The organism is Bradyrhizobium sp. CER78 (assembly GCF_029846235.1).
Taxonomy (GTDB): Bacteria; Pseudomonadota; Alphaproteobacteria; order Rhizobiales; family Xanthobacteraceae; genus Bradyrhizobium.
On sequence record NZ_JARVWP010000008.1, the window covers coordinates 109,615 to 135,309 of the forward strand.

17 protein-coding genes are annotated in these 25,695 nt (G+C 64.5%); 6 read left to right on the forward strand and 11 right to left on the reverse strand.

Annotated elements, in window-relative coordinates:
• Positions 1-525 precede the first annotated feature (525 nt).
• Positions 526-1,788, reverse strand: a complete 1,263-nt coding sequence (locus QDT69_RS18995; RefSeq protein WP_279708007.1) for a hypothetical protein — start codon at positions 1,786-1,788, stop codon at positions 526-528.
• A 190-nt stretch (positions 1,789-1,978) separates the two neighbouring features.
• Positions 1,979-2,164, reverse strand: coding sequence for a DUF2158 domain-containing protein (locus QDT69_RS19000; protein ID WP_279708009.1), 186 nt, complete (start codon positions 2,162-2,164; stop codon positions 1,979-1,981).
• Positions 2,165-2,692: 528 nt separating this feature from the next.
• On the opposite strand from QDT69_RS19000, the gene QDT69_RS19005 reads away from it, so the two are divergent.
• Complete coding sequence (locus tag QDT69_RS19005) at positions 2,693-3,106, forward strand: hypothetical protein (protein WP_279708010.1); 414 nt, start codon at positions 2,693-2,695, stop codon at positions 3,104-3,106.
• A gap of 425 nt (positions 3,107-3,531) precedes the next feature.
• Positions 3,532-4,794 carry a beta-ketoacyl-ACP synthase II gene (fabF, locus tag QDT69_RS19010; protein WP_279708011.1) on the forward strand — a complete coding sequence of 421 codons (1,263 nt, stop codon included), beginning with the start codon at positions 3,532-3,534 and terminating at the stop codon, positions 4,792-4,794.
• Between the two features lie 197 nt (positions 4,795-4,991).
• Here fabF and QDT69_RS19015 read toward each other — a convergent pair whose 3' ends face one another.
• The 3 genes from QDT69_RS19015 to QDT69_RS19025 are packed head-to-tail and all read right to left on the reverse strand — an operon-like array spanning position 4,992 to position 5,829.
• On the reverse strand, positions 4,992-5,432 hold the full coding sequence (locus QDT69_RS19015; RefSeq protein WP_279708012.1) for a hypothetical protein: 441 nt from the start codon (positions 5,430-5,432) through the stop codon (positions 4,992-4,994).
• A complete protein-coding gene (locus QDT69_RS19020) occupies positions 5,429-5,608 on the reverse strand; it encodes a hypothetical protein (RefSeq protein WP_050423519.1) in 180 nt (59 codons plus the stop codon). Before QDT69_RS19020 ends, QDT69_RS19015 begins: the two co-directional genes overlap by 4 nt.
• Positions 5,605-5,829, reverse strand: a complete 225-nt coding sequence (locus QDT69_RS19025) for a hypothetical protein (protein WP_279708222.1) — start codon at positions 5,827-5,829, stop codon at positions 5,605-5,607. The genes QDT69_RS19020 and QDT69_RS19025 overlap by 4 nt, the downstream gene beginning before the upstream one ends.
• A gap of 381 nt (positions 5,830-6,210) precedes the next feature.
• Between QDT69_RS19025 and QDT69_RS19030 the strand changes: the two genes are divergently transcribed.
• The 3 genes from QDT69_RS19030 (at position 6,211) to QDT69_RS19040 (ending at position 7,693) form a co-directional block, all read left to right on the forward strand.
• Positions 6,211-6,672, forward strand: coding sequence for an Hsp20 family protein (locus QDT69_RS19030; RefSeq protein ID WP_279708013.1), 462 nt, complete (start codon positions 6,211-6,213; stop codon positions 6,670-6,672).
• A gap of 113 nt (positions 6,673-6,785) precedes the next feature.
• Complete coding sequence (locus tag QDT69_RS19035; protein WP_279708014.1) at positions 6,786-7,277, forward strand: Hsp20/alpha crystallin family protein; 492 nt, start codon at positions 6,786-6,788, stop codon at positions 7,275-7,277.
• Between the two features lie 86 nt (positions 7,278-7,363).
• The gene (locus QDT69_RS19040) at positions 7,364-7,693 is read left to right on the forward strand and encodes a hypothetical protein (RefSeq protein WP_279708015.1); all 330 of its coding nucleotides are present in this window, start codon (positions 7,364-7,366) and stop codon (positions 7,691-7,693) included.
• Between the two features lie 251 nt (positions 7,694-7,944).
• On the opposite strand, the gene QDT69_RS19045 is transcribed toward QDT69_RS19040, so the two are convergent.
• The gene (locus QDT69_RS19045) at positions 7,945-8,541 is read right to left on the reverse strand and encodes a TetR/AcrR family transcriptional regulator (RefSeq protein ID WP_279708016.1); all 597 of its coding nucleotides are present in this window, start codon (positions 8,539-8,541) and stop codon (positions 7,945-7,947) included.
• A gap of 91 nt (positions 8,542-8,632) precedes the next feature.
• On the opposite strand from QDT69_RS19045, the gene QDT69_RS19050 reads away from it, so the two are divergent.
• Complete coding sequence (locus QDT69_RS19050; RefSeq protein ID WP_279708017.1) at positions 8,633-9,928, forward strand: MFS transporter; 1,296 nt, start codon at positions 8,633-8,635, stop codon at positions 9,926-9,928.
• 29 nt (positions 9,929-9,957) lie between these two features.
• Here QDT69_RS19050 and QDT69_RS19055 read toward each other — a convergent pair whose 3' ends face one another.
• The 5 genes from QDT69_RS19055 to QDT69_RS19075 form a co-directional block, all read right to left on the reverse strand.
• Positions 9,958-10,500: an RNA polymerase sigma factor gene (locus QDT69_RS19055; protein WP_279708018.1), complete on the reverse strand. Its 543-nt coding sequence runs from the start codon at positions 10,498-10,500 to the stop codon at positions 9,958-9,960.
• Between the two features lie 21 nt (positions 10,501-10,521).
• The gene (locus QDT69_RS19060; RefSeq protein ID WP_279708019.1) at positions 10,522-22,740 is read right to left on the reverse strand and encodes a filamentous haemagglutinin family protein; all 12,219 of its coding nucleotides are present in this window, start codon (positions 22,738-22,740) and stop codon (positions 10,522-10,524) included.
• Between the two features lie 449 nt (positions 22,741-23,189).
• Positions 23,190-24,176: a FecR domain-containing protein gene (locus tag QDT69_RS19065; RefSeq protein ID WP_279708020.1), complete on the reverse strand. Its 987-nt coding sequence runs from the start codon at positions 24,174-24,176 to the stop codon at positions 23,190-23,192.
• A gap of 113 nt (positions 24,177-24,289) precedes the next feature.
• Complete coding sequence (locus tag QDT69_RS19070) at positions 24,290-24,856, reverse strand: RNA polymerase sigma factor (RefSeq protein WP_279708021.1); 567 nt, start codon at positions 24,854-24,856, stop codon at positions 24,290-24,292.
• Positions 24,849-25,559, reverse strand: coding sequence for a TonB family protein (locus QDT69_RS19075; RefSeq protein WP_279708022.1), 711 nt, complete (start codon positions 25,557-25,559; stop codon positions 24,849-24,851). The genes QDT69_RS19070 and QDT69_RS19075 overlap by 8 nt, the downstream gene beginning before the upstream one ends.
• Between the last annotated feature and the right edge of the window lie 136 nt (positions 25,560-25,695).

Genomic DNA, 25,695 nt, shown 5'->3' on the forward strand with positions numbered 1-25,695 from the left:
AGCGATCACATCGGCACGACCGGCCCGATGCTGGCGAGCCCGCGCTGCCGCGCCAAGACCCGCACCGGCGGCGCGTGCCGCGCGCCGGCAGTGCGCGGCTAGAGGCGCTGCCGCATGCACGGGGGCGCAAAGGGATCCGGCGCGCCACGGGCAAACCGGAACGCGCGCAAGCACGGACTGTTCACGAGGGATGCGATTGCGGAGCGGAGGCGGATTCGGGCGTTGTTGGGGGAAGTGCGGAAGCTGCTGGAGGGGATGAAGTGAGCAGCTGCGAAAACACAGGATACTAATCCTAGAGCGGCGGTTGACTTCCAATCGCGAACGGTTGGCGCTTCCTAAAAACGACCGATGCCGCCCAAAGGGGCGGCATCGGAGGCGCAAAACGCCACTTTACAGCTATTCAGGCGGGCTCATTGTTCAGACCTCCGTTCAGGTCGCTCTCGATGACAGAAATAGGCAATAAGCCAAATCGTTCCAGACCCCAGCATTCTTGACCAGTATGCCAGAATGCATGTGTCAAACACATCACATTACGCTGTCTTGGTAAACAATAACTTCGCCTGCCACGATAGACATCAGCCATGCCCAAGGCTGGAGTTGGGTCAAATTTTCGGGCGTTGGCGCGATCACCGCACCTTTAGAGGGCTCCTTGCCGTGCGAGAGCGCGTTCCGAATGGACCTAGTTACTTGGTTGAACTTCTTATTCCAGTCATGCTCAAACGTCTCGAACGTGGTCTTCTCGTGAATAAGGGCGGGTAGCACAAAACCGCCATCGAACATTAGAGATTTTGCAAAGTAGTCTTTGTTCTTTTCGACTTCGGTCCACACCAATCGGCAGTTCAATTCACCAAGAAGGGTATCCATCTTTGCACCCTCCCACACCTTAGACTCTTGAACGTGATCGATGATCTTGATCACAAGAGCATCCATCTCGTCTTTGAAATGGGGCGTCAAAAGAGCCTTCCGCACGGCACGTTTGACGCCGTCTTCGATGAAGTAGAAGGATGAGAATTCGATGATTTGATAGCAGTAGAGAAATCGTCGGAAGACATCACCGCCGCGCGACGCTGTCCAGAAATGTAGCAAGTTTGAATTCAACTCTTGTGCGCGGACATCGGTCGGAAATTTCGTCGCTACATATCGTTCTCTTGTCGAATATTCCGACGCTTGCTTCGGGGGATGTAGATCGATCTTCGGAGAGAACGTATCGTAGTACGTCATATAAAAATTTAGATGTCGGACGAGTTCGACAGCCAATATATCGTCCCAGTCGAAATTTCGAATCCAGAACGAAATTGGTTCTAGTGGCAAGTCCTTGAGACTTTCGAGTCGTCCCGTCGCCTTGAATGCGCTCCACTGGAAGGACTGCAAGTTTCTATGTTCCGTCGTCGATGGGCCGGTAAATATTGCAGATCCGGCGGCCGTAAGCAGGCGCTCGCTGGCAGCACCAAATTCGCAGGTGTAGTCCACATCTTTAAATCCGAACGTGAATCGGCGTCCCTTCATGTCGCGTTGCGTTCCAGTTAGCGGAAACGCCGTATAAATGATCTCAAAGTCCTTGGTGTCTGAATGCCAGATTGCCGTGAATCTTTCCGGGAAAAGCAGATTGTTGAATGCTTCATAGAATGCAGCTGCGTCCTCCGTTGGCACTTGGAAAACTATTGAATCGTCATTCCAAGCCTTAAATACGCAGATGCGATCTGTGGACTCTGGATAGAAAGCGACTGATGTGTTCGGATTGCGCTGTAGAAACGGGGCCAGAGCCAACCTAACTTCGTCCAAAGACATATCTATTTTCCCTTGATGGATGGCAGCCCATGGTCGCTAAGAAAGCACCCAGATGAGCGACACAGCGAGGAAGAAGCGCAACAATTATTCTTGGGCTCGCTGAAAGCGGCGCTGAATACGCCGCACAGAGCCGCGAACAACCTCGAAAAAGAACGCGGAGAGAAAGCCTAGTGAGTGAGGCAAGTTGCCTTCAGCCGATAACAGGGCCGCCGTCGTCTTCAACAACGCTGTGAGGCGAAAATGACTTCCCTTGCGGTTTGTCGCTCTTGTCAAACCATTCGCACCACAATTCTCCGTCGTTCTGCACAGCTGTAACGGTCATAAGTGGTCCGCCAGATTTAAGACGCACCGTGTCTCCGGCTTTGAAATTTGCCATCTTGAAATCCCTCCTACCTAAAGTAGAGCGATGACACTAAATCACCGAAGGATTAATGCAAGCGATCTGCGTCTAGTTCGTTCGGCTGATCAATTTCTCAGCCGATTCGAGAAGCCGCTTGAGATGGGAGGTTTCGTGCGGCTCAACAGCGGCGGACCGATTATGATCGTCGTGGATTTTGATCGTGACGACCTTGTTTGTGCTTGGCGAAATTGCGAGGGGATAATTTCTGAGCGTGGCCTGCCTGCTGCTTGCGTTCACCGCGTTTCGCCCGCCAGTGGAGAAATCGACGGGGGATCCGGGACAAATCTCGCTTAGCAAGTAGCCCACATGAGCGCAGCGACACGCGGCAACGGACCATCCCCCGGATGTCGCTGCGCTCATCCGGGCTACGCTTGGTGCGGCTGGTCGAGGGATGGACGACGCGGAGGATGCGGGACGAATATGATGCAAGTAGTGGTATCAGGCATCAATTGAGTGCATTGTCAGCGTCATTCAGCTTTACTTTCATTTTGCAGGGGGCGAGCTATGCGATGGGTGGTCAGTACTTTGCTTTTCTTATTCGCGGCAACGCAGGCGCATGCCCTCGAAGGCACGCTGCAGGAATCGCTCAGTTGCCCGGCCAGAAACTGCACGACGGTCTGCTCCGCGGCGAGCGGCACGCCCAAGACCACCGTCACCTTGTACTCGAGACTGGACGTTTACCAGCAGTCGGCGTCATCGCCGAACAAGACCTGGCTGCAAAGTGACGGCAAGCCGCACATCGTCATGTTGGGGGATACCGACACCTGCGCCTTCGACGGAGATGCGCTGCCGATTTCCCCACCGCCGATCCCGTCGGTCAACCTCGACCCACCGCCCCCGCCTCCCGGTGGCAGCACCATCTGCATCTGCATTCCGGGTCGTCCCTGCCAGCCCTTCGGCTGCACGCCTGGGCATTGATATCCGATCCGGCGCCGCGTTTCAGGCTTCAGCTTCGCCGTCAGCATCTCGCTGGCGCGTGATGGGATTAGGCCGAATAGCGACGGCGCTACGCTCCCTCGGCGCGTTCTTACGGGGAGAGGGTTGGGGTGAGGGGCCGTTTCCGCGCATTCTGTGATAGTTGCGTCCGCGGAGACTCCCCCTCACCCGGAACGCATCTCACGACGCGTTCCGACCTCTCCCCGCACGCGGGGCGAGGTGAAGCGGAGCCCGTTGCTCGATTCGAAGCAAAGTCATCACGCTTGAGGGGCCCCGGCGAACGGCGTGACACAGCGCCTTGACGCGTGACCAGTCGAATAATAGATGACGATCGTCATTCAAATGGCCAACTCGAAATCCCGGCAATTTCGAGTCCCAACCACGCCGCCACGCGCCACAGGAGCACCATGCGTCGAATTGTCGTAACAGGCCTGGGGACGGTGTCCCCGCTGGGCTGTGGCACCGAACTGGTCTGGTCGCGGTTGCTGGCGGGGCAGTCCGGGCTTCGGGCATTGCCGGCGTGGGCGATGAGCCTTCCGGCGCGCGTCGCCGGCATGGTGCCTGACAAGGCGGGCGATGCCGAGGGCGGGTTCGATCCTGATTCCGCGGCGCCGCGCAAGGACCAGAAGAAGATGGACCGGTTCATCCTGTTCGCGCTGCTGGCGGCGGCGGAGGCGGTGGCGCAGGCCGGCTGGATGCCCGCCGAGGCGCGTGCGCAGGAGCGCACTGCGACCGTGATCGCAACCGGGATCGGCGGGTTTCCGGCGATCGCGGACGCGGTGCGCACGGTGGAGAAGAGCGGCACGCGCCGCCTGTCGCCGTTCACCGTTCCCGCCTTCCTGGCCAATCTCGCGGCCGGGCACATCAGCATCCGCTACGGCTACAAGGGCGCGATCGGCGCGCCGGTGACCGCCTGTGCTGCGAGCGTTCAGGCGATCGGCGATGCGGCGCGCCTGATCAGGTGCAATGAGGCCGACGTCGCGATCTGCGGCGGCGCGGAGGCCTGCATCGATCCGGTGAGCCTCGGCGGCTTTGCCGCCGCGCGGGCGCTTTCGACGTCGTTCAATGACGCGCCCGCCCGCGCCTCGCGGCCGTTCGACCGCGACCGCGACGGTTTTGTGATGGGCGAAGGCGCGGGCGTGCTCGTGATCGAGGAGCTCGAGCACGCGCTGCGGCGCGGCGCGACGCCGATCGCCGAGATCGTCGGCTACGGCACCACGGCGGACGCCTATCACATCACCGCAGGCCCCGAAGACGGCGATGGCGCCCGCCGCGCCATGGAGATGGCGCTGGCGCAGGCCGGGTTGCGGGCGAGCGAGATCCAGCATCTCAACGCGCATTCGACATCGACGCCGGTCGGCGATCTCAGCGAATTGGAAGCGATCAAGCGCGTGTTCGGGCGCGAGGGCGGGATCGCCGTCAGCGCGACCAAGTCGGCGACCGGGCATCTGCTGGGCGCTGCCGGCGGCATCGAGGCGATCTTCACGATCCTGGCGCTGCGCGACCAGGTGGCGCCGCCGACGCTCAACCTGGAGAACGCCGATCCGGCCGCTGAGGGTATCGACCTCGTTGCGAACGTTGCGCGGCGAATCGCGATCGAGCACGCGATCTCGAACGGCTTCGGATTTGGCGGCGTCAACGCCAGCCTGGTGTTTCGGCGCTGGGCTTGAGGCGGCCGGCTGTGCCGCAGGCGGTTCACCTCTCCCCGGCGGGGAGAGATGAAATCGGGTGAGGGCTGCAGGTCTCACGAGGGACCGTCACCCCTCACCCGGCGCTGCGCGCCGACCTCTCCCAAGGGAGAGGTGGACCTCCTGTCGCGCTCAAATTCAACTTCGTCTCATGACGCACCATTCCCCGGCATCGCGCTTTAGGGCCCGGATGGTCCGGTGTCGCTGGACCGGCGACGGGACCGCCGGGCAGAAAGTCGGGCCATCGCCGCCGAGGCAGCGACGGCCGCATGCGCCGGGCGGTGCTTCGCAATATTCTCCGACAGTGTCCTGCTCTTCCGGCGCAGCCCTTCGATCGTGATCCGATCCTCCGGCCTGCGAGCGCGCACGCGGGAGATTGCCGGTGCGGCGCGCGGCGAAGGATCGGACGGCTCGGGCGGCAGCTCCGAAAGCCGCGAGGCGCTGGCGCAGAGCAGGAGAAACAGCGCGCGCTGCGCCTTGTATCGCGCTCCGGCCTGACTGCATTCCGAGCCGCACATGATGGCATGCCCGCCGCTGCCGCAGACGGCCCATTTCCACCTGCCGCGTCCGCGCCGCTTCAGCACGATGTCGAACGCCGCGAAGCGCCCGTCGCCGGTCATGCCGCGAACCGCTCCGGCAAGCCGCCCTGGAGCTCGTCCAGCAGGCGCTGCTCGCGCTCGATCCGGCTTCTATAAAGTTCGCGCTCCTTCTCGGTCGCAGCGCTTGCCAGCAGCAGGCGATAGTGGCCGATGACCTTCTCGCTGCCGCGGATCAGCAGGTCGCGGAGATCGGTCATGGCGACGCCTCCGCGCTCGACGTGGCGGGGGGACCTTTCGGCAAGGTAAACGCGACGGGGAATGTTTCGGAAACCAGCGCCTCGACGGCGGCCTGCTCCTCCGACAGACGCCGTTCGATGAACCGGCGTTCGAGATCGGACAGCCTCGTCTTCAGCAGGCGTCGATAGCGGTGGATGTTGTTGCGGTGGGTGCGGATGCGGGCAAGATCCTGATCGAACATCATCGTCACTCCAGACGGTCGTCGTTGTCCTTTTCGGTTTCGAAAAACCGGAAACGAATTCCGGTGCGAGAAAATTTATTCAGGCCGCTCTCGCTGTCAAGCGTCGCCGCTCGCCTTGCGCGGCAATCCTCAACGGCCCGCATCGATGGGCGCCGTGCTGCGGCGCAGCGTCCGTGTCATCCAAAAATTCGGCATCAAAAAAATCCGGCAAAAAATTTTCGGGCCCTCTTGAATCGACCGGTGGTTTTTCTAAGTCATTTTTCGCCGCGAGAGCGGTGTGCCGGGCGCCTTGCAGGGTCCGGCGCGGGCGCCGGGCGGACGGTCTTGCGACCTGCCGTCTTGCATTCCTTCGTAACCATCTTGCTCTTTGGAGGACTTGGTATGAGGACCACCTTCGACTTCGCGCCCCTGTGGCGCTCCACCATCGGCTTCGATCATCTGGCCAGCCTTGCCGACAGCGCGCTGCGCCAGGCGAGCGAGGACAACTACCCGCCCTACAACATCGAGCGTTCCGGCGAAGATCATTACCGGATCTCGCTCGCGGTGGCGGGTTTCGGCGCCGACGACATCAGCGTCACCGCCGAGCAGAACGCGCTGACCATCGAGGGCAGGAAGCCCGAGAAGGCCGCCGGCGAATACCTGTACCAGGGCATCGCGGCGCGTCCGTTCCGGCGCGTGTTCAACCTCGCCGACTATGTCCAGGTCAAGCAGGCCTCGTTCAGGGATGGCCTGCTGATCATCGACCTGGTCCGCGAGGTGCCGGAGGCCATGAAGCCGCGCAGGATCAATATCGCGGCCGGCAACTCCTCCTCGCCGCAGATCGAGCAGAAGCAGGCGGCCTGACCGCGCGACCGAGGCGACGGCGGAACGCGGCGCGCCGATGCGCGTCCGCGCTCCCTCGCCCCATGCATGAAGGAGAGAAGACATCTGAGAGAAGACATCTGAAGGAGAAGAGCATGGCAATTCGTGATCTCGTTCCCTGGTCGAGAAACCAGGAGCTCGTACCCTCGCGCGGCAGCTATGATCCGTTCATGACGCTGCACCGCGAGATGAACCGGCTGTTCGACGACGCCTTCCGCGGCTTCGGCGCGCCAAGCCTGTCGCCCCTGATGGAAGGGCGGTTCGGCTGGCCGCAGCTCGAGGTCAGCGACACCGACAAGGCGCTGACGGTCTCGGCCGAGCTTCCCGGCATGACGGAGAAGGACGTGCAGATCGAAATCGCAAACGGCGTCCTGACCATCCGCGGCGAGAAGAAGGACGAGCGCAAGGACGAAGGCAAGCACTTCACCGAGCGCACCTACGGCGCCTTCGAGCGGCAGATTGCGCTGGACGGCGTCGAGGAGGACAAGGCGGAGGCCTCGTTCAAGAACGGCGTCCTGACGATCTCGCTGCCGAAGTCCGAAAACCCGCGGGCGGGCGTCAAGCGCATCGCCATCAAGACCCAGTAGTGCAATCACGGGCGGCGGCATCTGCCGCCGTCCGATCTGCGACAACAATCGTCCCCTTCGGAAAGGAGCGTAAAGGGAGGCAAGCAATGACCGACGCCAACACGAACTCCGGCAAATTCCATCCCCTCTTCCACCCGGCCGCGCATTACGCGTCGCCAGACGAGGTCCTGAACGACGAGGCGCTCTCCGTGCCCGAAAAGCGGATCATCCTGTCGTCATGGGCGTCCGACATGTTCGCGGTCGAATCCTGTCCCTCGCTGCGCGAGATCCCGGGCATGGATCATCCGATCCGGCTCGCCGACATTCTCGCGGCGCTGCGCCGCCTCGACGGCGAGGACGACGATCCGCCGCGGCCCGGCGGCGTCCCGATGCGGCTGCGGCGGCCTTGGGCCGCCGCGTTGCGGAGAACACAATGATGGTCACGCAAGCCGTTCTGACCCTGGTGCTGCTCGGCAATTCGGCGGCGGCGTGGGTCGTGCCCATTGTCGTCCTCATGGCCGGTACCGCCCCCCAAACGCGATGAACGTCGACGAGCAAGTCGCCCGCATGAGCGCAGCGACATGCGGGATGCCATTCCCCGGATATCGCGGAGCCTGTCATCGGGCGCGCGTTCGCGCGACCCGTTGGCTCATCCGGGCTACACCTGCTTTGCCGACGGTCGCGCCGCTCACCCCTTCGCCACGCTCGCATCGATCAGGAGCTTCGCGACCGTCACTGCCGACTGCGCCGGGCCGTCTTCCGACTGCTGGCCGGTGCTGTAGATGCCTTCGATCAGCAGCAACAGCGCATCGCCGAGCACGGCGGGGTGACGCGCGCCCATGCCGCTTGCGAGCTCGCGCAGGCGCTTGCGGAACAGCTTCTTGTGCGCTTCGGCGACCTGCCGCGCCGGATTGTCGCGCGCCGGATATTCCACGGTGGCGTTGCTGAGGCCGCAGCCGCGATAGCCTTTGCGCACCGCGCGGGTCGACAGCACCCGGATATAGGCCAGCACGTGCTCGCGCGCGTCGCTGTAGGATTTGCCGCCGGGGTTCTCGAACTTCTCCCAGAAATCGAGGTCGTAGTCGCGCATATAGGCGGCGGCGAGTTCGTCCTTGGAGGCGAAGCTGCGATAGAGGCTCGGCTTGGTGACGCCGGCGCGCTCGACCACCTCGTCGACGCCGACGGCGCGGATGCCCTCGCGGTAGAACAGCTCGCTGGCGGAGGCGCGGATGCGGTCGGCAGCGCGGGCCGGGCGTTCCGCCGGCGCTTCGACGGCTTTCTTCATGACGGCTCTCCCGACCTTCCCTCAATCCTCTTGACAATGTTACTGACCGGTACGTATACACGCCGCATCGCAACACGTACCGGTAAGTAACATGCCCAGCACCGCCGTTCAAGAAGCTCCCGTCAGCCGGCGCCCGTTCGGCCAGAACTACGCGTTCGTCGTCGTCGCCGTGATCTTCCTGGCGCTGCTCGCCTCCGCCGGCCTGCGCGCGACGCCGGGCGTGCTGATGCTGCCGCTGCAAGCGGCGTTCGGCTGGGACGTCGGCGTGATCTCGTCGTCCGCCGCGGTCGGCATCTTCCTCTACGGCCTCGCCGGCCCGTTCGCCGCGGCGGTGATGCAGCGCTGCGGCATCCGACGCACGGTGCTGGGCGCGCTGCTGCTGATGTCGGTCTCGACCGGCGCGAGCTATTTCATGACCGCGCCGTGGCAGCTGTTCCTGACCTGGGGGCTATTGTCCGGCATCGGCTCGGGCGCGGTCGCCAATGTGCTCGGCGCCACCATCGTCAATCGCTGGTTCACCACCAATCGCGGCCTCGTCATGGGGCTTCTGACCGCGTCGACCGCGACCGGCACGCTGATCTTCATGCCAGGCCTTGCGGCATTGGTGGCATGGGGCGGCTGGAAGCCGGTGGTGCTGACGGTCGCCGCCTGCTGCGCGGCGCTGATCCCGCTGGTGTATTTCCTGGTGCCGGAGCGGCCTGCCTCGGTCGGCCTGCGCTCGTTCGGCAGCGCGCATGACGATCATGCCGCGCCACAGGCGCAGGGCAATCCGTTCGTCGCCGCGATCAGCAACCTCGTGCGCGCCGCCAAGACGCGGGCGTTCTGGTTCCTGTTCGCAACCTTCTTCATCTGCGGCTTCACCACCAACGGCCTCGTCGGCACCCACCTGATCGCGTTCTGCGGCGATCACGGCATCGTCGAGGTGCAGGCGGCGGGCCTGCTCGCCTTGATGGGATTCTTCGACCTGTTCGGCACCACGCTGTCGGGCTGGCTCACCGACCGGTTCGATCCGCGCAAGCTGCTGTTCTTCTATTACGGGCTGCGCGGCCTGTCGCTGATCTACCTGCCCTACTCGGATTTCTCGCTGGTCAGCCTGTCGGTGTTCGCGGTGTTCTATGGTCTCGACTGGATCGCGACCGTGCCGCCGACCGTGCGCATCGCCAACGAGGCGTTCGGCGACAAGAACGCGCCGCTGGTGTTCGGCTGGATCGTTGCCGGCCATCAGTTAGGCGCCGCCTGCGCCGCGTTCTTCGCCGGCTTCATGCGCTCGAGCCAGGGCGATTACCTGCAGGCCTTCATGATCGCAGGCCTGACCGGCATCATCGCTGCGGTGCTGTCGCTGCTGATCACAAAGCGGCCGGCGCAGCCGGTGCTGGTCACGGCGTGACGCCGCGGACCTCGGTGCAGCGCAATCGACTACGGCCGCAGCCGTGGCCCGCCGAGACGGCGGACCACCCTGCGGCCGAGCGCATTCGCGCAGTGGAGCAGGGCCAGCCTGAGATCATTCTCCACCGTGCGAAGGCCGATCTGCAGACGGGCCGCCACCTCCTGCGCCGTCGCCCCGTCGATCGAGATGCCCTGAAGCACCCGGCGCGGCCGGTCCGGAAGCTCGGCCAACGCGCATTTGAAGGCCGCGATCTCGGAGCGCGCCTCGACAACCCTTGCCGCGTCGGGCTGATCGTCGCAGACATCCAATAATATATCGACCTCGGACACGCTGACGCGATGGGTCTGGGCCCTATGCCGATCCTTCGCGACATTGATGGCAATGCGAAAGAGATAGTCGGCCGGACTGCGAACCGGCACCGCGTCCGTGACCCGATCCAGCCGCAAGAATGTCTCGTGCAGAGCCTCGTGGGCGAAATCGGACGAGCCCAGGCGGCGCGTCAGTCTTGCAACGAGCCCGTCATAGTTCTGCACCAGCTGATCGCGCAGCCTCGCTTGGTTGGTGTCACCCACGTTCGGCCCCCAAGCTATCCGTCAGCGTGACTCGAGACTCGCCCTTTCCTCCGCGGTGAGCGCCTGCCTTTGCGTCTCCGAAAGCGGACCGTTGCCGACAAGCTGAAGAACGCTGTTCTGGTTGTAGCTGCGCCGATCCTGCTTGCGCCGCTTCTGTTCGTCCTGCGCGGGATCCGGCGCGTCGCCGTTGGCGCCGCCATAGCCGAGCACTTCGACGATGACGATCGACGGCTGGTCATTGTTCTTCGGCGGTGGCGCCGCGGCCTGCTGGCTCGCGGCGGTGGTGTTTGACGCTGACGTCAGCGCGCCCACCGGTGGCCCCTGCACCGTCGGGACGCCGGTCGAGGTCCCCTGCACCTGGATGTTGGCGGCGTTGACCACTTGCAGCGCCGCGAGGTTGACGTTGCCGGAGACGCGGATACCCGCTTCGCCCGCATCGATGGTGCCGAGCGGCGCGATCAGGTCGATGTTGCCGGGCGGCACCTCCGGGATCGGGTTGAGGGTCGCGATGCCGGCGCCGGCCGAAGGGGTGGTCGGCGACAGCGCGACGTTGCCGTAATTGTCATAGACGCGTCGCGGCGGGGTGAAGATCGTCGTCGTCTTCGAGCCGCGGCCGGCGTTGATGTCACCGGTCGCCGACCACGCGATGATGTTGCCGCCGAACGTCGTCATGATGCGGCTCTGGCCAAGCAGCAGGCTGCCGAGCGAATAGACGTCGATATCGCCTTGCCCTTGTGTGATCAGGCCCGCGCCGGCGCCCGGCGTCACACCCTCGACCCCGATGATGGTCTGTCCGCCGGGATTGAGGATCTGGATGTCGCCGCCGAACTGCGTCTGAACGCCAGCATCGGCCAGATACGTCGTGCCGTCGCTCTTCTTGGCGACACCGCTGAACAGGGTGATGTTGCCCGAATACGGGACCGGATTGCCTGACGCATCCTCGTCCGGGAACAGCGTGGCGATCGCCTGACGGCCACGCAGATAGCTGCCATGGCGGCTGCTGTTCCTGTTGTTGTACTCGCGGCCGCCTTCCCTCAACTCCGCGTAGTAGACTTGGCGGACAAACACGCCCTGCTGCTCCATCGGCAGCGCTAGGAAGAAGCTGAGCGCATCTTCCTTCGTACCGGTGAAGACGTAGAGCTGGCCGTCATGCGAATAGTTTCGGCTCGGCGAGAAGCGGTCGCGCAGCCAGTCGTACAATTCGTCGGCGTAGGTCTTTGCCACCTTGCCGCTGCCTGCGAGCGGCCGGCCGTCGCCGGGGAGCTGGTTCGCAGCATTGAAATACAGCTTGGCGAAATCGGTGTAGTCGGGGCCGCTCGCGCCGACGCCCGCGATCGTGACGATGCCCGCGCCGCCCGCGGTGTTGGATTGATTGACGATATCGCCAACGCTGACCAGCGAGCCGTAGTAGCCCTGGTACAGGTTGCGGCCGGCCTGCAGCTGCAGCAGACCTGGGCCGGCAACGGTGACCGATTGATAGAAGATATCGCGGCCGGCCTGCATCAGGGAGATGTCGTTCGGCCCGTTGTTCAGGAATACGCTGGCCACGGGACCGGTGCCGACGATATCGCGTCCGGCGATCACCTCGAACGGCTTGGCGGCGATGTACCAGGTGCTGTGGGTGGGAGTGAAACCCTGGGAGAAGCTTTGCGTCTTTGGCAGCACCTCTCCAAGGGTCAGATCGGTGATGTCGACGCCGGCATAGACCAGGGCCGGCAGGTTGTCGGCCGAGTGCAGGTTGGAGACCGGCAAGTCCTCGCCGAAAGCGATTGGATTGAGCGGGTTGTCCCGGAAAGCGGCGTTCGCCCAGGCATTGCTGTCACCACCCCCACCCGTGCCGGTGCTGAAGACAGCATGGAACGGCGTCGCCAACGTGCTCATGTCCGCGCCGGACATCGCCACCACCTGATCCGTCCCGTAGATCGAGCCGGCCGCCAGCAGCGCGAGTTGGCCGAATGGCGACGGCATCAGTTCAATGGTCGGACTACCTCCGCCAGCTCCAGGCTCTGCAAACCGGATGTCGCCATTGGCGGCCACGACAGTCAGCGTGCCCGGAAAGAAACCGGTGCTGTTGAGGGAAATCCCGGCCAACACGGCTGCATCGCCGCCCGCTGCGTAAAGACCGATCGCGGTCCGCGGCGTCCACAACGTAAAGTTCGATTGCCCGCCGCTCTTGAGCGTCGTGCTGCCGTCCGCGTTGCGGATCGTGTAAGCGATCCCGTTCAGATCGACCGGCGCCGCCATGCCGGCGTCGCCTGCGCCGCCGAACACGAGATCGCCGCGCGTCACGATGTTGACGCTGCCGTCACCCGGTATGACGAGCGGGCCCGGCGTCTTGATCGAGCGCTTGAAGACTGAGGGATCGACGGCGCGCGGATCGTAGGACACCAGATAGGAGCCCCAGTTGTTCGGGGCCAATGCACCGACGGCTCCGGCGCTGACGGTGACGTCGCCGCGCAGGTCGGTGATCGAGCCGAAATAGTCCGGCACCGGTCCGAAAGGCGTGGTCGCGGCCACCGGATTGAATCCGCCGCCGACCTTCACGACAAGATTGCCGCCGCCGGTTTGCACCAGCGTGCCGTCCGGCAGCACGCGGCCGGTCGAGGCGACTGCCAGATCAAGGCCGGTCGAGCCGTTGCCGGTGACGCCGGCATTGCCGCCCGCGATCACGGTCAGGTTGCCGCCGCCGAGCGTGCCGATGCCCTGGAAACCGACGAGCTGCCGGCTGCTGCTCCACGCGCCGGTCTTCGCCAGTGTGCCGAAATTGATCCACCACGCCACCGGATCGGCGGAGGCGCCGCCCCCTTGCAGGCGGAGCCAGTTGGCAGTGAGGTTGGAGTCGACGTAACGGATGTTGTTGTCCGCGATCTGAATGTTGCCGGTGACATCCTGTTGCGCGGTAAGCAGCAGGTCGCCGCCATGCTCGGTGTACCACGCGTGCGAGTTGCCGCCGGTGGTGACCCCGACAAGATCGTACGGATTGCTGCCGTCGGCGGCCGTGATCGGCGCCGACTGCGTGCCTGCGGTATAGACGCCGTAAGGCGTCGCCTCGTTGAAGCTGCCGCCGGCCATCAGGTCGAGACTGCCGGTACCGGTGCGCAGGACGCTGAAGAACGTGCCGTTGCGCGACGCATTGTAGGCTGGATCGCTCAGCGTCAGGTTGCCGCGCCCGTTGAGCGCTCGCGTCGTCTGCAGTGCACGCTGGTCGGCGGCGGCAAGATCGGCACCGGCGACAACGCGGATCGACGCCGAGAGCGAGCCGACGGCAAGCATCGTCGCGGCCGCCGACGTTGCCGTCGCAGCGGGGATGCCTGGGCTCACCACCGTTCCAACACTCGGCCAAACGATTCCATTCTCGAACGCCGGCCACCAAGACCCATCCAACGTCGTGCCCGCCGGAATTTTGCTTCCCGGGGCGTAATTGTTGCCGGCAAGGTCGTAGAATGCCCCCCAGTTTTGATCCCAGGCTTGGTAGAAAGCATCGTTCGGAATCGTCCAGTCTGCCGTGAGGGTGACGTTGCGTGTCGTGTAGCGTCCGTCACTGGGGAGCGACCAGGCGCTGCCGCTGAAGTTCCGGAACAGTGTACTGGTGCTGATATCGATCAGATTATAGGTGGGCGGTATGCCAGGCGACGACCTGAACCCGTCCGAGATGCTCCCGTTGACGTTCAGGTTACCGCTGGCCCGGATCACGAGAGCCATCGGCTCGCCTGCGCCGTACGCATCCGAGTTCGGATCGCGATCCGCGCCCGCGCCGTAGCGATATTTGGCGAGGTCGATATCGCCAGAGGTCGACAGGTCGCCGCTCGATGTGATCTGGACGCCCGGCCGCAGATGATAGGCGCTGCCGTAAGCCGACAGGCCTGCAACGCGCATCGCCAGGCCGGCGCTGCCCAACGCAGCGTTGATGAAGGCCGTGCTTGCGGTGTCGTATCCGTCGAGCGTCGCCTGGGTGATGGTGCTGCCGCCCGGCAGGTTGTAGGTCCAGAATGCGTTGAGCGCGATACTATGGGCGCCTTTGATATCGAGCGGACCTGACGCGTTGATGGCGATGTCGCCCGAAGTCTCGCCGGTGCGCTGCGCGTTCAGCACCACGTCGCCATAGGCGATGCCGTTCGGCGCGGTGAGATCCATGGTCGCGCCTGACGACAGCGTGAGCACGCCGCCCGCCGCGGTCAGCTCGATATGACCGCGGTTCCTGGCCTCGATCGGCTGGCCGTAGCTGTCGACCTGCAGCACCCTGCCGCGAACGTCGAGCACCGCGGTCGGCGCAAGCGTAAGCCCGTTGCCGGCCGAAAGCCGGATGGTGCCCGGCGCGGCGCCGGACGCATCGATGGTGCCGGCGACGGACAGGCTGCCATTGTCGACGGCGATCGTGACGCTGCTGGCGCGCACCCCGTCGCCGACGACAAGATCGCCGGTCCTGATATCGAAGCCGCGTGCATCGAAGAAGCCGCCCTGGGTCAAGAGCGCGTTGAGTGCCACGAAATCCGCACTGGACAGCGTGCCGGTGGTGACGCTGAAGTCGCCGCTGGCGTAGCCGTTCGTCGCCGCACCATAGAGCGCACCGTTGAGCACGACCGGCCCATTGGCCGCAGCGATGCTGATCGACCCGGCACCGGCATTGGTCGCGGAGACATCGATCACGGAGCCGGCAAGCTGCGTCAGACCGCCCTGCGCGCTGTTGAAGATCGCCGTGCCGCCGAAGCCGTAGACCGTCGCCCGCTGGATCGTGGACGGCTGGCCGCTGAGATCGATGCGGCTGGCGCCCCCGAGCACGATATCGCCGGTCGCATTGACCACGAGCTTGCCGCTCGGCAGCAAGATCGTGCTGTCGATAGCGACGCTGCCGCCGCTGAGGTCGATCTCCGCGCCGGCCACGGTGGAGCTCGCCGTATTCGGCGCGATGCCCGCGGGCGCGACGACATTGAGCGCGCCGCCGGCGGCATAGGCCATGATCGATTTCTGCACGCCGGTCAAAAGCGGCGTCGTCAGCGTCAAATTGCCACCGGTGCCGCTCTGGCCAAATACGGCGGCGGGATCCGAGCTTGGTGACTGGTAGACGAGCAGCTTGCCGTTGCCGGCCGAAACGATCCGCGAACTTGCGGCGATATTGACGTTGCCAAAGCCGTAGATCACGCGACTCGCAGTCGATGTGTCGAGCGAGGCGAAACGGCCGAAGTCGATCTCGTCGGCGACGAGATTGAGCGTGCCGGCTCCGGTGCCCGGCCCGCCTGCGGCGATCGCCGGCGGCGTGGCGCCGCTGATACCGTTCCAGGTGATCTTGTTGGCCGAAATCGTCGAACTGTCGCCGGCCGTGCCAAAGCCATAGATCGCCGAGGTGTTCAGCACCAGGTTGACGCCGCTGCCGCTGGCATCGAGACCCGCGCTGCCGAACAGATTGATGGAATTCGCCGCAGCCAGTGTGATGGTCTTCAGCGCCGGGGCACCATGCAGCGGATCGCCGTGCAGCAGCGTGTTGAACAGCGCCTGGTCGAACAGCAATCCCGCCGGTGCGGCCGCCGCGCTGACCGCCGCCGCGTCGCCGATATTGATGGTGCCGACCGCAAGCGCGATGTTGCTCGATCCGAAATGCGCTGTCGGATCGATCGTGGAAGCGCCATTGGTGACGAACGCCAGCGTTCCTTCGGAGTAAAGCGACGAACCGGCGCCGATCGAAATGGAGCCGCTGCCGATGTTGGAGGGCAGGAAGTTGATGTCTCCGTTGGACAGCGCCAGCACCGTGGCCTGGCCGGCCGCATAGCTCATGCCGGTGGACGCCGAATCGAACGGAACCGCGCCTTGTCCGACGGTGCTGAGCGTGACGTTATTGCCGACGGTGATGTTGTTGCCGATCAGGAACATTTCGCCGGCGGAGAGAGCAACGCCGTCCCGGATAAAGAGGTCGGTTGCTGTTGGATTGAGGGTCAATGTACCGTCCAAAATCCTGACGGTTCCATTGACCAGCAGACGCGGCGCCCTGAGCGCGTCGATCTCTGCGGCGCGAACCGAGACGCCGGTGAACCCGGCCGTCGCCGCGTCGGCATAAATCTCGCCGACACCCAGCAGCGCCGCCTGACCGGCGGTGCCCCCTGGCGCGCCCTGAAACAAGGCGGTCCCGTCGAAGGTCAGCGCCGCACCGATGGTGGTGGAGTTCTGCGTCTCGAACAGCACTTCCAGCGTCTTGCCGTCGCTCGGCAGCAGCGGACGCACGCCGCCGAATTGGGTGACGTTGGCAATCAGGAAGTCGCTGTAACCCTGCTCGTTGAATTGCGAGTATTTGCGAACGGCGGTGCCTGCGGTGATCAGCGCCGTCACCGGGAGGCTCCCCTTGATCGTGGTGTTGGCGGTGCCGGTCGCGACCGAAGCGGCGTAGGTGCCGTTGCCGATCATGATCGGGCTGCCAACCGGCGTCGTGGTGCTGCCCCCGAGCTCGACGCGGTAGGCACCAGGCAGCAACGCGTAGTTGGACGGCAGCAATGTATAGGTCCCCGCCGGCAATCCCGGGACACCGGACGGCACCGTGATCTGCTGACCGACCGCAGGATCGCCGGCGCCGTTCTCGGGCGCGATCGGCGCATAGCTGGAGCCATATCCGGGCAGGATGGCATAGATCTTGTCGGTCGCCTTGCTGACAGGGGTCGCGGGGTTGGCGTTGACGAGTGGCGTGTTGATCACGTTGACCGAGCCGCCGCGTCCGGAGACGAAACCCGCGCCGGTCAGCGTGCCGCCGCCCGACAAATCCAGGATCGCGCCGCTCGCGACGTTGATCGACTGCCCGTCCAGGATGATGCCGGTCTGCGGTCCGTTGTTGTTGAAGTTGGTCAGGTCGATCTTGCGGATGCTCGCGCCATTATACGTGTAGGTGACGCCGTCGATCGTGCCGCCATAGGGGATGGTCAGGCCAGCCATCGAGACCGAGGTCAGACTGCCCGGAAGCAGATCGACATGCGGCGTGAAGACCGGCCAGCTTAGTCCGAGGGTCAGGAGACCGAGCGGTGCGCGAACGATGCCGCCCTGCTCGATCACCGGCGCCTGGAAAGCGAGCTGGCCGAACACCGACAGCGGTGCATCCGGAATGTTGTCGGTGGTGCGTCCGATGGTCAGTGTCGTGGTCGGATCGGAATTTCCGCTGCCGGCGATCACGGTCGCAACCGTGTTGGTTGCGGGATAAATCTGCGCGGCGAGAAGTTCGAGATTACCGCTGGTGGACAACTGGGTGGTGATCACCCCGGGCATCGACAGGAAGCGGATATCGCCCTGGCTGACCAGCTTCGTGGTCAGGAATCCCGCCGCAAACATGTTGTTCGGTGAACGCGCCGAGAATCCGATGAGGCCCTGGACGTCGATTTGGTTTGCGTCGGCCTCGAACCTCGCCGTGGTCGGCAAGACCGCACCGCCGGGATTGCGGATGCTGCCGCTGATGGTCCCGTCAGGGACGACAGCGGTCGCCTCACGGAACAGGATGTAGGGGGCTGACAGCTTCACGCTGCCGGTCGTAGCCGCCATCGAGGAATCGATCGGCCCGGAAACCGGCGCCCCCGATGTGAAAGCCGCCGCCGTCAGCGTCAGGCTGCGCCCCAGCGTCAGCGACACATCGCCGGAGAACTGCATGTAATCGCCGGACACAAGCGTCAGACTATCGAAGCCGCCGTCGTTGACCATCTTGGCGCTCACCGTGGCCCGGCCGAACTTCAGCTTCGAAGCATCGGTCCCAGGCGCGATATCTGCTGGCAGCGAGGAATCCGGACGCGCCTGCACCACGGTCATCAGGCTTGGGACGATCACGTTGGCCGGCGCCGTGCCGTTGGGCAATGAATTGCCATCGAAGTTCGGCGTGGTGAGCGCGATCGACAAATTGCCGCCGGCAGCGCTTCCGCCACCGGACAAGGCGTGGACGGCGCCGTCGAGATAGAGCCCGCTCTGCGACGCCAGGGTGATGGAGCCGCCATTCGTCGTGATCATCTGCGGCCGGCTTGACGACGCCGCGCCTCCCGCTGCGAGATCGATCGCAAGCTGGGTGCCGTCGGCATTGAGCTCGGCACCCGGGCGCAGGATCACGAAGGCGCCGCCGCCGTTGACGGTGATGGAGCCGCCATCGGTCGCCCGCCCGAACGGATGTCCGGTCGTGTCGGTCGCTTGATAGGCCAGCCCAGAGACATCGAGCTTGGCGGCAGCATCGACCCAGATCGAAACGCCGCGGCCATTGCCGTTGAGGTCGAAGTTAAAACCGCCCTGAACCGGTGAACCGTAGGCGTCATTGACCAGATTGATGCTGCCGCCATGTGCGGTGATGCTGCCGAACACGCTGATCTGTCCGAAGGCATCGAGCGTGATGCTCTGGCCTGGATCGACGCTGACCGAGGCGCCGTCGCCAACCACGATGGCACCGCCGTTCACGAGAGCACCGCCTCCCGATTTGATCAGCGAGCGCAGCGTCACACTGACGCCGCCCCGCTGGCTCACCGTGGCCTTGACCGGATCCTCGGTGAACAGCGGCGGCGTCCACAGCAGCAACGCCGACGACGGATCGCTGCCGGAAGGTGCGGCAAAGCTGTTCGCGGTGAACCGGTAGACCGGCATCGCGGCCGCGACCACCGTGTTGTTGGCGATCACAACACCCAGCCCGCCATTGATGTCATAGTTCGAGAAGCCGGCAGTGAAGAACGAGGATTGCAGCGCTGGCGCGGGCTCGATCGCCACGGTCTGCGGCAACGCCGTGCCGACCGGAATAATGCTGCCGATCGGGTAGGTCATCGGCGTGGATTGGATCGTTCCGGCCGCGTAGGTCACCTGGTAGGGTTTGACCGGAAGACCGTTCGGGAAGACATTTGAGGGAACGATGGTCCCGGCGGGGATGATAGCATTTCCCGCCCAGCTCGTGATGGTCGAGAGGGCAGGCACAACCGACGACCCACAGGGCCATCCGCCGTAGCAACCGTTGCTCCCATCACTGGTCGTTGCCCACACCGTCAGCCCGCTCGGAACCGGCCAATCGGCGCCGGTCGGACCGCTTGGCAATGTGTCGCTAAGCGGCACGTCGGAGAGCAGCGGCGTATCGAAGGTCATTTTCGTGAGCGTGAGCGTCAGCGCAGCCGGCAGCGGTTGCCCCGCCGGAATGGTCAACGCCTGCTTCAGCTTCACCGCGGCCGGCGCCGGCGTACCGGCCGGCAAGATGCCGCCCGCGAGTTCGGCGTTGTCGCCGATCAGGACGTTGCCGGGCGAGGAGATCGTCAGCGTGCCGCCGCCGCTGACGCCCCAGGCGCGGATCGCACCGTCGAGAACAAGCGTTCCATCGCCCGGCATGCCGGCGTCCTGCTGGGTGTGGCCGGCGAGGATCGCGACGTTGCCGCCCTTGCCGCCTTGCGTCTTGCCGTTGACGAGAACGGCGCCGCCGGAGGACACGTCGATCACGCTGCCCGCCGCGAGCGAGACATTCTGGGTCGAATCGAAGGTGACGTTGCCGCCGTCGAGCAGGCCGAGGCCCGACACGCTGGCCGGATCGGCCTGCGCATTGATCCACAGGCCGCGCGTGTCGATGGTGACGCCGGATTCCAGCGTCAGCGCTGCTCCGCCTGTCGCATTCGTCAACGTAACCGTGCCGCTTGCGGTGTTGAGGATGTTGCTCACCGTGACGCTGCCGGAGCGCGCCGTGATGTCGGCTGCGATATCGACGGTCGGAGCGGTCAGCTTGACCTGCGCGCCCGGCGCAAATTGCAGCGGCGCGTTGATCGAGATCTTGTTGGCGGTGTTGATGTTGAAGCCGCCGAGGCCAAAGCTGTTCAGCGTCGGCGCATCGAACCAGGCCGTGTTGGTGCGGTCGGATGGCAGCGCGGACGTCAGGCCGAGATTGCCCGACACCGGCGCGACATTGCCGAACGTCACATCGGTGTTGTAGGCGCCGGCCAGGCCATAGCGGGTGTACTGCCCGAGCGCCAGCGTGCCGGCGAGCGGCACCGTGTTCTGCGTCAGCTTGTAGCCGTCGCTGACGCCGGCCGGACGCTTGGCGATCTGCTCCTCGCCGTCGATCACATTGGCGAGGATGGTGCCCTCGAACACCGAGGTCGGGGTCGACAGGACGAGGCTGCCGGCGTCGCGGCCCATCGTGTAGCCGTTTTCCCAGCGGCTGCTGCCCTTGCCGAACGGGCTGAGATAGACCTCGACCACGCCCCAATGCGCGTGATTGACGATGAAGCCGTTCGCCACCGCGACATAGGTCAGATAGGACGGCGCATTGTCGGCACTGTAGATGCGGCCGTCATTGCCGAGCAGCAGCGTCTGCCGCACATAGCCGCTCTGATATTGCACGGCGCCGCCGGAGATATTGAAGAGCGCGCCCTGCTGCGCCACCACTTCCGGTGCCGACAGCGTAATGGTGCCGCCGACCGCGGTCCATTCGCCGATCTTGTGACCGGTGTTGTTGAGATAGCCCGAGACCTCAAGCAGGCCGCCCGCGGTGTAGTAGCGATCGGTCGCATAGCCGCCGGTGCCGGCCGGCACCAGCGTCAGATCACGGGCATCGATCCACATGTTGCTGTTGAGCAGCGTGCCGCTGTCGCGGTTCTGCGGACTGTCGCGCAGCTCGTTGCCCTGGACGTTGACCTTGACCGCGTTGGCCGACACCGGCAGCACGGTGCCGGTGGTGCCGGAGACGTCGATCACCGAGCCGGTTTCGGCGAACACCCGCTTGCCGGCGGAAGCGGACACCTGGCCGCCCTGCGCCATGGTCAGCGAGCCGTTCCTGAAATCGATCGTGCCGCCGGTGACGATCTCGATCCGCGATTGATCGGGGCGGTCCACCAATGTCGAGAGGTTATCGAACTGGCCGGTCGCCAGCAGATTGGGCCCGGCCGACGCGATCAGCGCATCGCGCTGCGAATTGAACGCGGTCGCGGTCGGATCGATGCCCGAGACCAGCGCGGCCGCGGCATCGGTCTCCGGCAGGATCAGGCTGATGCCGTTATTGGTCAGCGTGACGCTGCCGGTGGCATCGGACGCCGAGTTGAGCAGATGGATGGTGCCGCGCTGATTGACCGAGGTGGTGGAGACGAGGATGCCGTCCTGGGTGACGGCGTGGCCGGCCAGCGTGATGTCGCCCTGCTGGGCCAGCACCAGACCGGTATTGGTGACCGTGCCGCTGGTGCTTCCGCTGCGCAGCAGTGGCGCGATCTCGTTACCGCGCGTGGTCGAGTTCTGGTTGGCGTTGGTGCCGTAGCCGGCGCGCAGGATGAAATCGTCGCCGGCCGCGAACTGGGTCTGGCCCTTCGGCGTGGTGATGGCGCCGGCATTGCTGACTTCGGTGCCCATCAGCAGCACGAAGCCGCCGCCCGCCGTCACCGAGGACGGCGCATTGGTGGTGATCAGCGCGCCGCTCTCGATGACGATCTTGCCGCCGGCACCGGTGAAGTTCGGCGTATAGACGACACTTGCGCCGCCGCCGGTAGTCGATGCGTAGATGCCGTTGCTGAGGAACTGATTGTCGGCGATATTGGCGCTGGAGGCGATCAGCGAGCCGACATTGATCTGGCTGGCGCCGCCGAAGATGATGCCGTTCTGGTTGATCACCAGCACCTGACCGGGAGCGGTGATGCGGCCGAGGATTTGGCTCGGCCCGGTGTTGCCGACGACGCGGTTGAGCGCGGTCCAGCTGCCGGCCTGCTGGTTGAAGTTGAGCGTGGTCTGGCTGCCGACGTTGAAACTCTGCCAGTTGAGGATCGCCTGCGGCGCGGTTTGATTGACGGTGACCGTGGTCTGACCGCCGCTTGCGCTCTGGCTCGGCAGCGCCGCGCCTTGCCAGAGGCTCGAGCCGGGCACAGCGCCCGGCGCAACCTGGAGCCCGCCCGCAGCAAGGCCGTTCGGCACCGCCACTTGCGGCAACGTGCTCGATCGCTGCGAGGCGGCAGCCGCGCTGCGTGCGGCGGACTGCGCGGCTTGCAGCGCCTGGATCGCCTGGGTTGCGCGCGTCAGCGCACCCTGGCTTTGCCGGGCGACTTCGGTCGCCTGCTGGGCCGCGGCGGTTGCCGCATCGCTCGCGATCGTCGGCGCCGATGTCGTCGCTCCGAAGTTGCCGAACGGCCGCGCCGATGCATCCTCCATCCCGGTCAGCAGCAGCGCCAGCGTGCTGGTGCCCGCGAGCAGCATCGAGCGCGACACCAATCCGATCCGCTGGCGCGGAGGAAGCGGCGCGATCCGGCGCTGATCGAGGCGAGAGCGGCGGGCGGCTTTCCGGCGAGACGGCATAAGATGTCCTCTGGAAACGGAATAACTGGGAGGGAGCGGATCAGGAGCGCACAGGCGGAAGCGCCGGCGCTTCCGCCTGACTGATGCGCGGCCGGTGTGTCTGCTCGCCAGCCATTGCAAGATCCATCCCGCGCATCAGATGGCTCTGCAACGAACCGAACCACGCGGCAATGCGCAGGGGGCACGAGGGGCGGGAGATCACACGATCGACGAACATTAGGGATCCTGACTAAGCCGAATTGCGATCATTGTGATGACCGCTGGCTCACTGTCGTGACACCTCTGGACGCCGGAACCCTCAAAGGAATTTTATGAATGTTTTGTGTCACCGCTGCGGAGGGTCAGAGCACCTTCGAGCGAAGCAAATACCGTGGAACTAGATTCCCAGGTTCGCACCAGTTCGCGTAAAAGAGATGTCGAGCGAGAAAGCTCTAGGAGAGCAAAAAGCTCTAGGAGAGCAAGACGAGCCCGCCGGGCAACGTACGGGCACGAATGCCGAAGGCACGCTCAATCTGCACCAAGGCCTCGTCGGGACGATCTATCCTGAAACGACCGTTGACGGGATTGCGCCCGAACTCCGCGTTCAGCAGCACGATGCGGCCAGAGCGATATCTGTTCAGCTCCTGAATCAGGTCCGTCAAAGGCATCATGTTGCAGATGATCAAGCCCTGCTGCCAGGCGGCCGCAATCGATGGGTCGATCGCAACGACATCGTCAAACCCGCTATCGCTGTAGGTCACACGCTGCCTGGATTTGAGAACGACCTGTTGCGTCCGATACTCGACACGGGCCTCGTTCGTGAGGCACGTGACGCAGACGCTTGCCCCGTCAACGCGCACATCGAACTGTGCGCCCGCCGAAGTGGTCTTCCCACTCGCCGCGATCACGCTGAACGTCTCTGCTCCGCGGTCGGCGACCTTGAAGGAGGCCTCGCCCGCGATCAGCTCGACCGTGCCGGACGCAGCTCCCGATCCCAGCGCGATGCTGGTGCGCGTATTCATCTGGACCGCGACGCCATCCACCACGGCCACCTCACGTTGCTCGCCGACGCCGGTGCGGTAGTCAGCCCGCAGTTCGAACAGCGACGGCCACAAATCGAGTGGAGGGCGCACCACCATGATCCCGGTTGCTGCCGCCGCCAGCGCCCCTCCCACCACCACGCGGCGGCTCATGATCGGGGACCTGCCACCGACGCGCGAACGGCGGCTCGTCGCCCTCTCGTCCTCCAGCAGGCTCTGGCCGGCAGGGCCGAACGCCTTCCAGAACTGGCTGGCCTCTGAAAAAGCGGCCGCATGTGCCGGGCTTTGACCACACCACCGCTGCAAGGCCGCAGCGTCAGCCGCTCTCGCCTCGCCGGACGTCAGCCGCCTAATCCAGGCATGGGCTTCGCGCTCCAGCACGGAAAGCTCGTCGTGATGTCGGTCGCTATCAATCATCAAAATTGTATGTTGCCGGTCATGATGAGGACTGCGGTCGCGATCCTCGGCGGGCGAACCAGCGGCCCTCCCGTAACATAGACACTCCCTGACGCCCCGAACCGCACAATTTTCTACTCCGGACGCCGAATTTTCTTGAAACGGGCGACGCAATGCTCCTGCGCCCTCCGCAATTCCTTCTCCACCAGGCTCACGGAAACGCCGAAGCGCCCGGCGATCTCCTGCCGGGAGAGCCCTTCCAGCCTGGCGGCCAACAGGATGGCCCGCGGACGCGGCGGCAGTTCGGCCATCACTTGCTTGAGCATTTCGAGATCGGAACGGCCGGAAATCACGCGCATGGGATCGGGCGCATCGTCCGCGAGATTGAGCAGCGCTTCGACCTCTTCCGCGTTGAGGCGCCGGTTATCGGCGCGCCGCTGATTCAGTGCGACATGGAACGCAGACCGGAGCAGGTAGGCGGCCGGATTGCGGACGTCGCCAACGATCTCCCGTCCGTTCAGCCGCAGGTAGGTATCCTGTAGCGCGTCTTCCGCCCACTCCAGGGAACCCAGCCGACGTGCCAGGCGCGACTTCAGGTCCTGATACCGTTCGACGAACAGGGCCCGCAGCGTTCGCGAGCTCTCATTGTCCCCGGCCGGGTCATGATCCGAGGAGTTGGAGAGCCTCTCGTCCTCACTCATCTTGTCGGCCGCCTTCACCCGGCGGACAGTCGACGGTGCCACCGGACGCTCGGGGCAGGATAACCATGGTGAAGGGTTGCGTCATCTGCGCCGGAGGAGCTTCGCCTGCGGATAGGCGACGCGCCGCCTCCGCGATCGCTGCATCCCGTTGCGGATCGCCGGTCGTCCCCAAGAGCTTCACCTTCGTCACACTGCCGGACGGCCCGATCCAGAAGCTGATTGCGGCCCGGTACGTACCGGGCCTTGTCGCTCGCTGGGCGCACAGGGCGTTGTTCAGCCGCTCCTGTAGCAGCGCCGAATATCGCCGTTCAATAGCGCTCTGTTGTGACAAGGCCGCCTGCGCGATAGCCGATGGCGGCCGCGTCACAAAAGCTTCATCCGGCGCTGGAATGACGACGATGGCATCGGATGCCGTGTAGTCCGCGACCAGTCCACTGCCCTTCAGAAGAAGCACAATGGCTTGCTGCGGATTGAACTGGCCTTTCACCGGGTTGGAAACCCGCCCGACCGCGAGATTGCCATTATAGGCGATGACCACGCCCGTCGTCTTGCTATAGGCGTCGAGCGCCGAAGCGAGCGGCTGCGAGGGAATGTCGAACCACGCCTGGCTCGCCGGCTGAGCGGTTTGTGCTGATACCCCGCAAGCCCAGAACATGCCCAGGGAGAAAAGGCCGCCGAACCAGAAACGCCACCGAAACAGCATGAGATGCTGACATCATTATCCCAAGTGAACTCCGACTATCCCATAGCGTCTGCAAAGCTCTTGAGCCACTCCTCTTCACGTAGGTCTCCCATCATTGCGGCGCACCGACGCCGCGGCCCGGAACCTGAATCCTCCG

What these genes read in the sequence shown, in the direction of transcription:
- QDT69_RS19060 (WP_279708019.1), bottom strand. Translation starts at nt 22,740, where the DNA reads ATGCCGTCTCGCCGGAAAGCCGCCCGCCGCTCTCGCCTCGATCAGCGC.
- QDT69_RS19015 (WP_279708012.1), bottom strand. Translation starts at nt 5,432, where the DNA reads ATGACCGGCGACGGGCGCTTCGCGGCGTTCGACATCGTGCTGAAGCGG.
- QDT69_RS19025 (WP_279708222.1), bottom strand. Translation starts at nt 5,829, where the DNA reads ATGTTCGATCAGGATCTTGCCCGCATCCGCACCCACCGCAACAACATC.
- QDT69_RS18995 (WP_279708007.1), bottom strand. Translation starts at nt 1,788, where the DNA reads ATGTCTTTGGACGAAGTTAGGTTGGCTCTGGCCCCGTTTCTACAGCGC.
- QDT69_RS19045 (WP_279708016.1), bottom strand. Translation starts at nt 8,541, where the DNA reads ATGAAGAAAGCCGTCGAAGCGCCGGCGGAACGCCCGGCCCGCGCTGCC.
- QDT69_RS19040 (WP_279708015.1), top strand. Translation starts at nt 7,364, where the DNA reads ATGACCGACGCCAACACGAACTCCGGCAAATTCCATCCCCTCTTCCAC.
- QDT69_RS19005 (WP_279708010.1), top strand. Translation starts at nt 2,693, where the DNA reads ATGCGATGGGTGGTCAGTACTTTGCTTTTCTTATTCGCGGCAACGCAG.
- fabF (WP_279708011.1), top strand. Translation starts at nt 3,532, where the DNA reads ATGCGTCGAATTGTCGTAACAGGCCTGGGGACGGTGTCCCCGCTGGGC.
- QDT69_RS19070 (WP_279708021.1), bottom strand. Translation starts at nt 24,856, where the DNA reads ATGAGTGAGGACGAGAGGCTCTCCAACTCCTCGGATCATGACCCGGCC.
- QDT69_RS19000 (WP_279708009.1), bottom strand. Translation starts at nt 2,164, where the DNA reads ATGGCAAATTTCAAAGCCGGAGACACGGTGCGTCTTAAATCTGGCGGA.
- QDT69_RS19075 (WP_279708022.1), bottom strand. Translation starts at nt 25,559, where the DNA reads ATGCTGTTTCGGTGGCGTTTCTGGTTCGGCGGCCTTTTCTCCCTGGGC.
- QDT69_RS19035 (WP_279708014.1), top strand. Translation starts at nt 6,786, where the DNA reads ATGGCAATTCGTGATCTCGTTCCCTGGTCGAGAAACCAGGAGCTCGTA.
- QDT69_RS19050 (WP_279708017.1), top strand. Translation starts at nt 8,633, where the DNA reads ATGCCCAGCACCGCCGTTCAAGAAGCTCCCGTCAGCCGGCGCCCGTTC.
- QDT69_RS19020 (WP_050423519.1), bottom strand. Translation starts at nt 5,608, where the DNA reads ATGACCGATCTCCGCGACCTGCTGATCCGCGGCAGCGAGAAGGTCATC.
- QDT69_RS19030 (WP_279708013.1), top strand. Translation starts at nt 6,211, where the DNA reads ATGAGGACCACCTTCGACTTCGCGCCCCTGTGGCGCTCCACCATCGGC.
- QDT69_RS19065 (WP_279708020.1), bottom strand. Translation starts at nt 24,176, where the DNA reads ATGATTGATAGCGACCGACATCACGACGAGCTTTCCGTGCTGGAGCGC.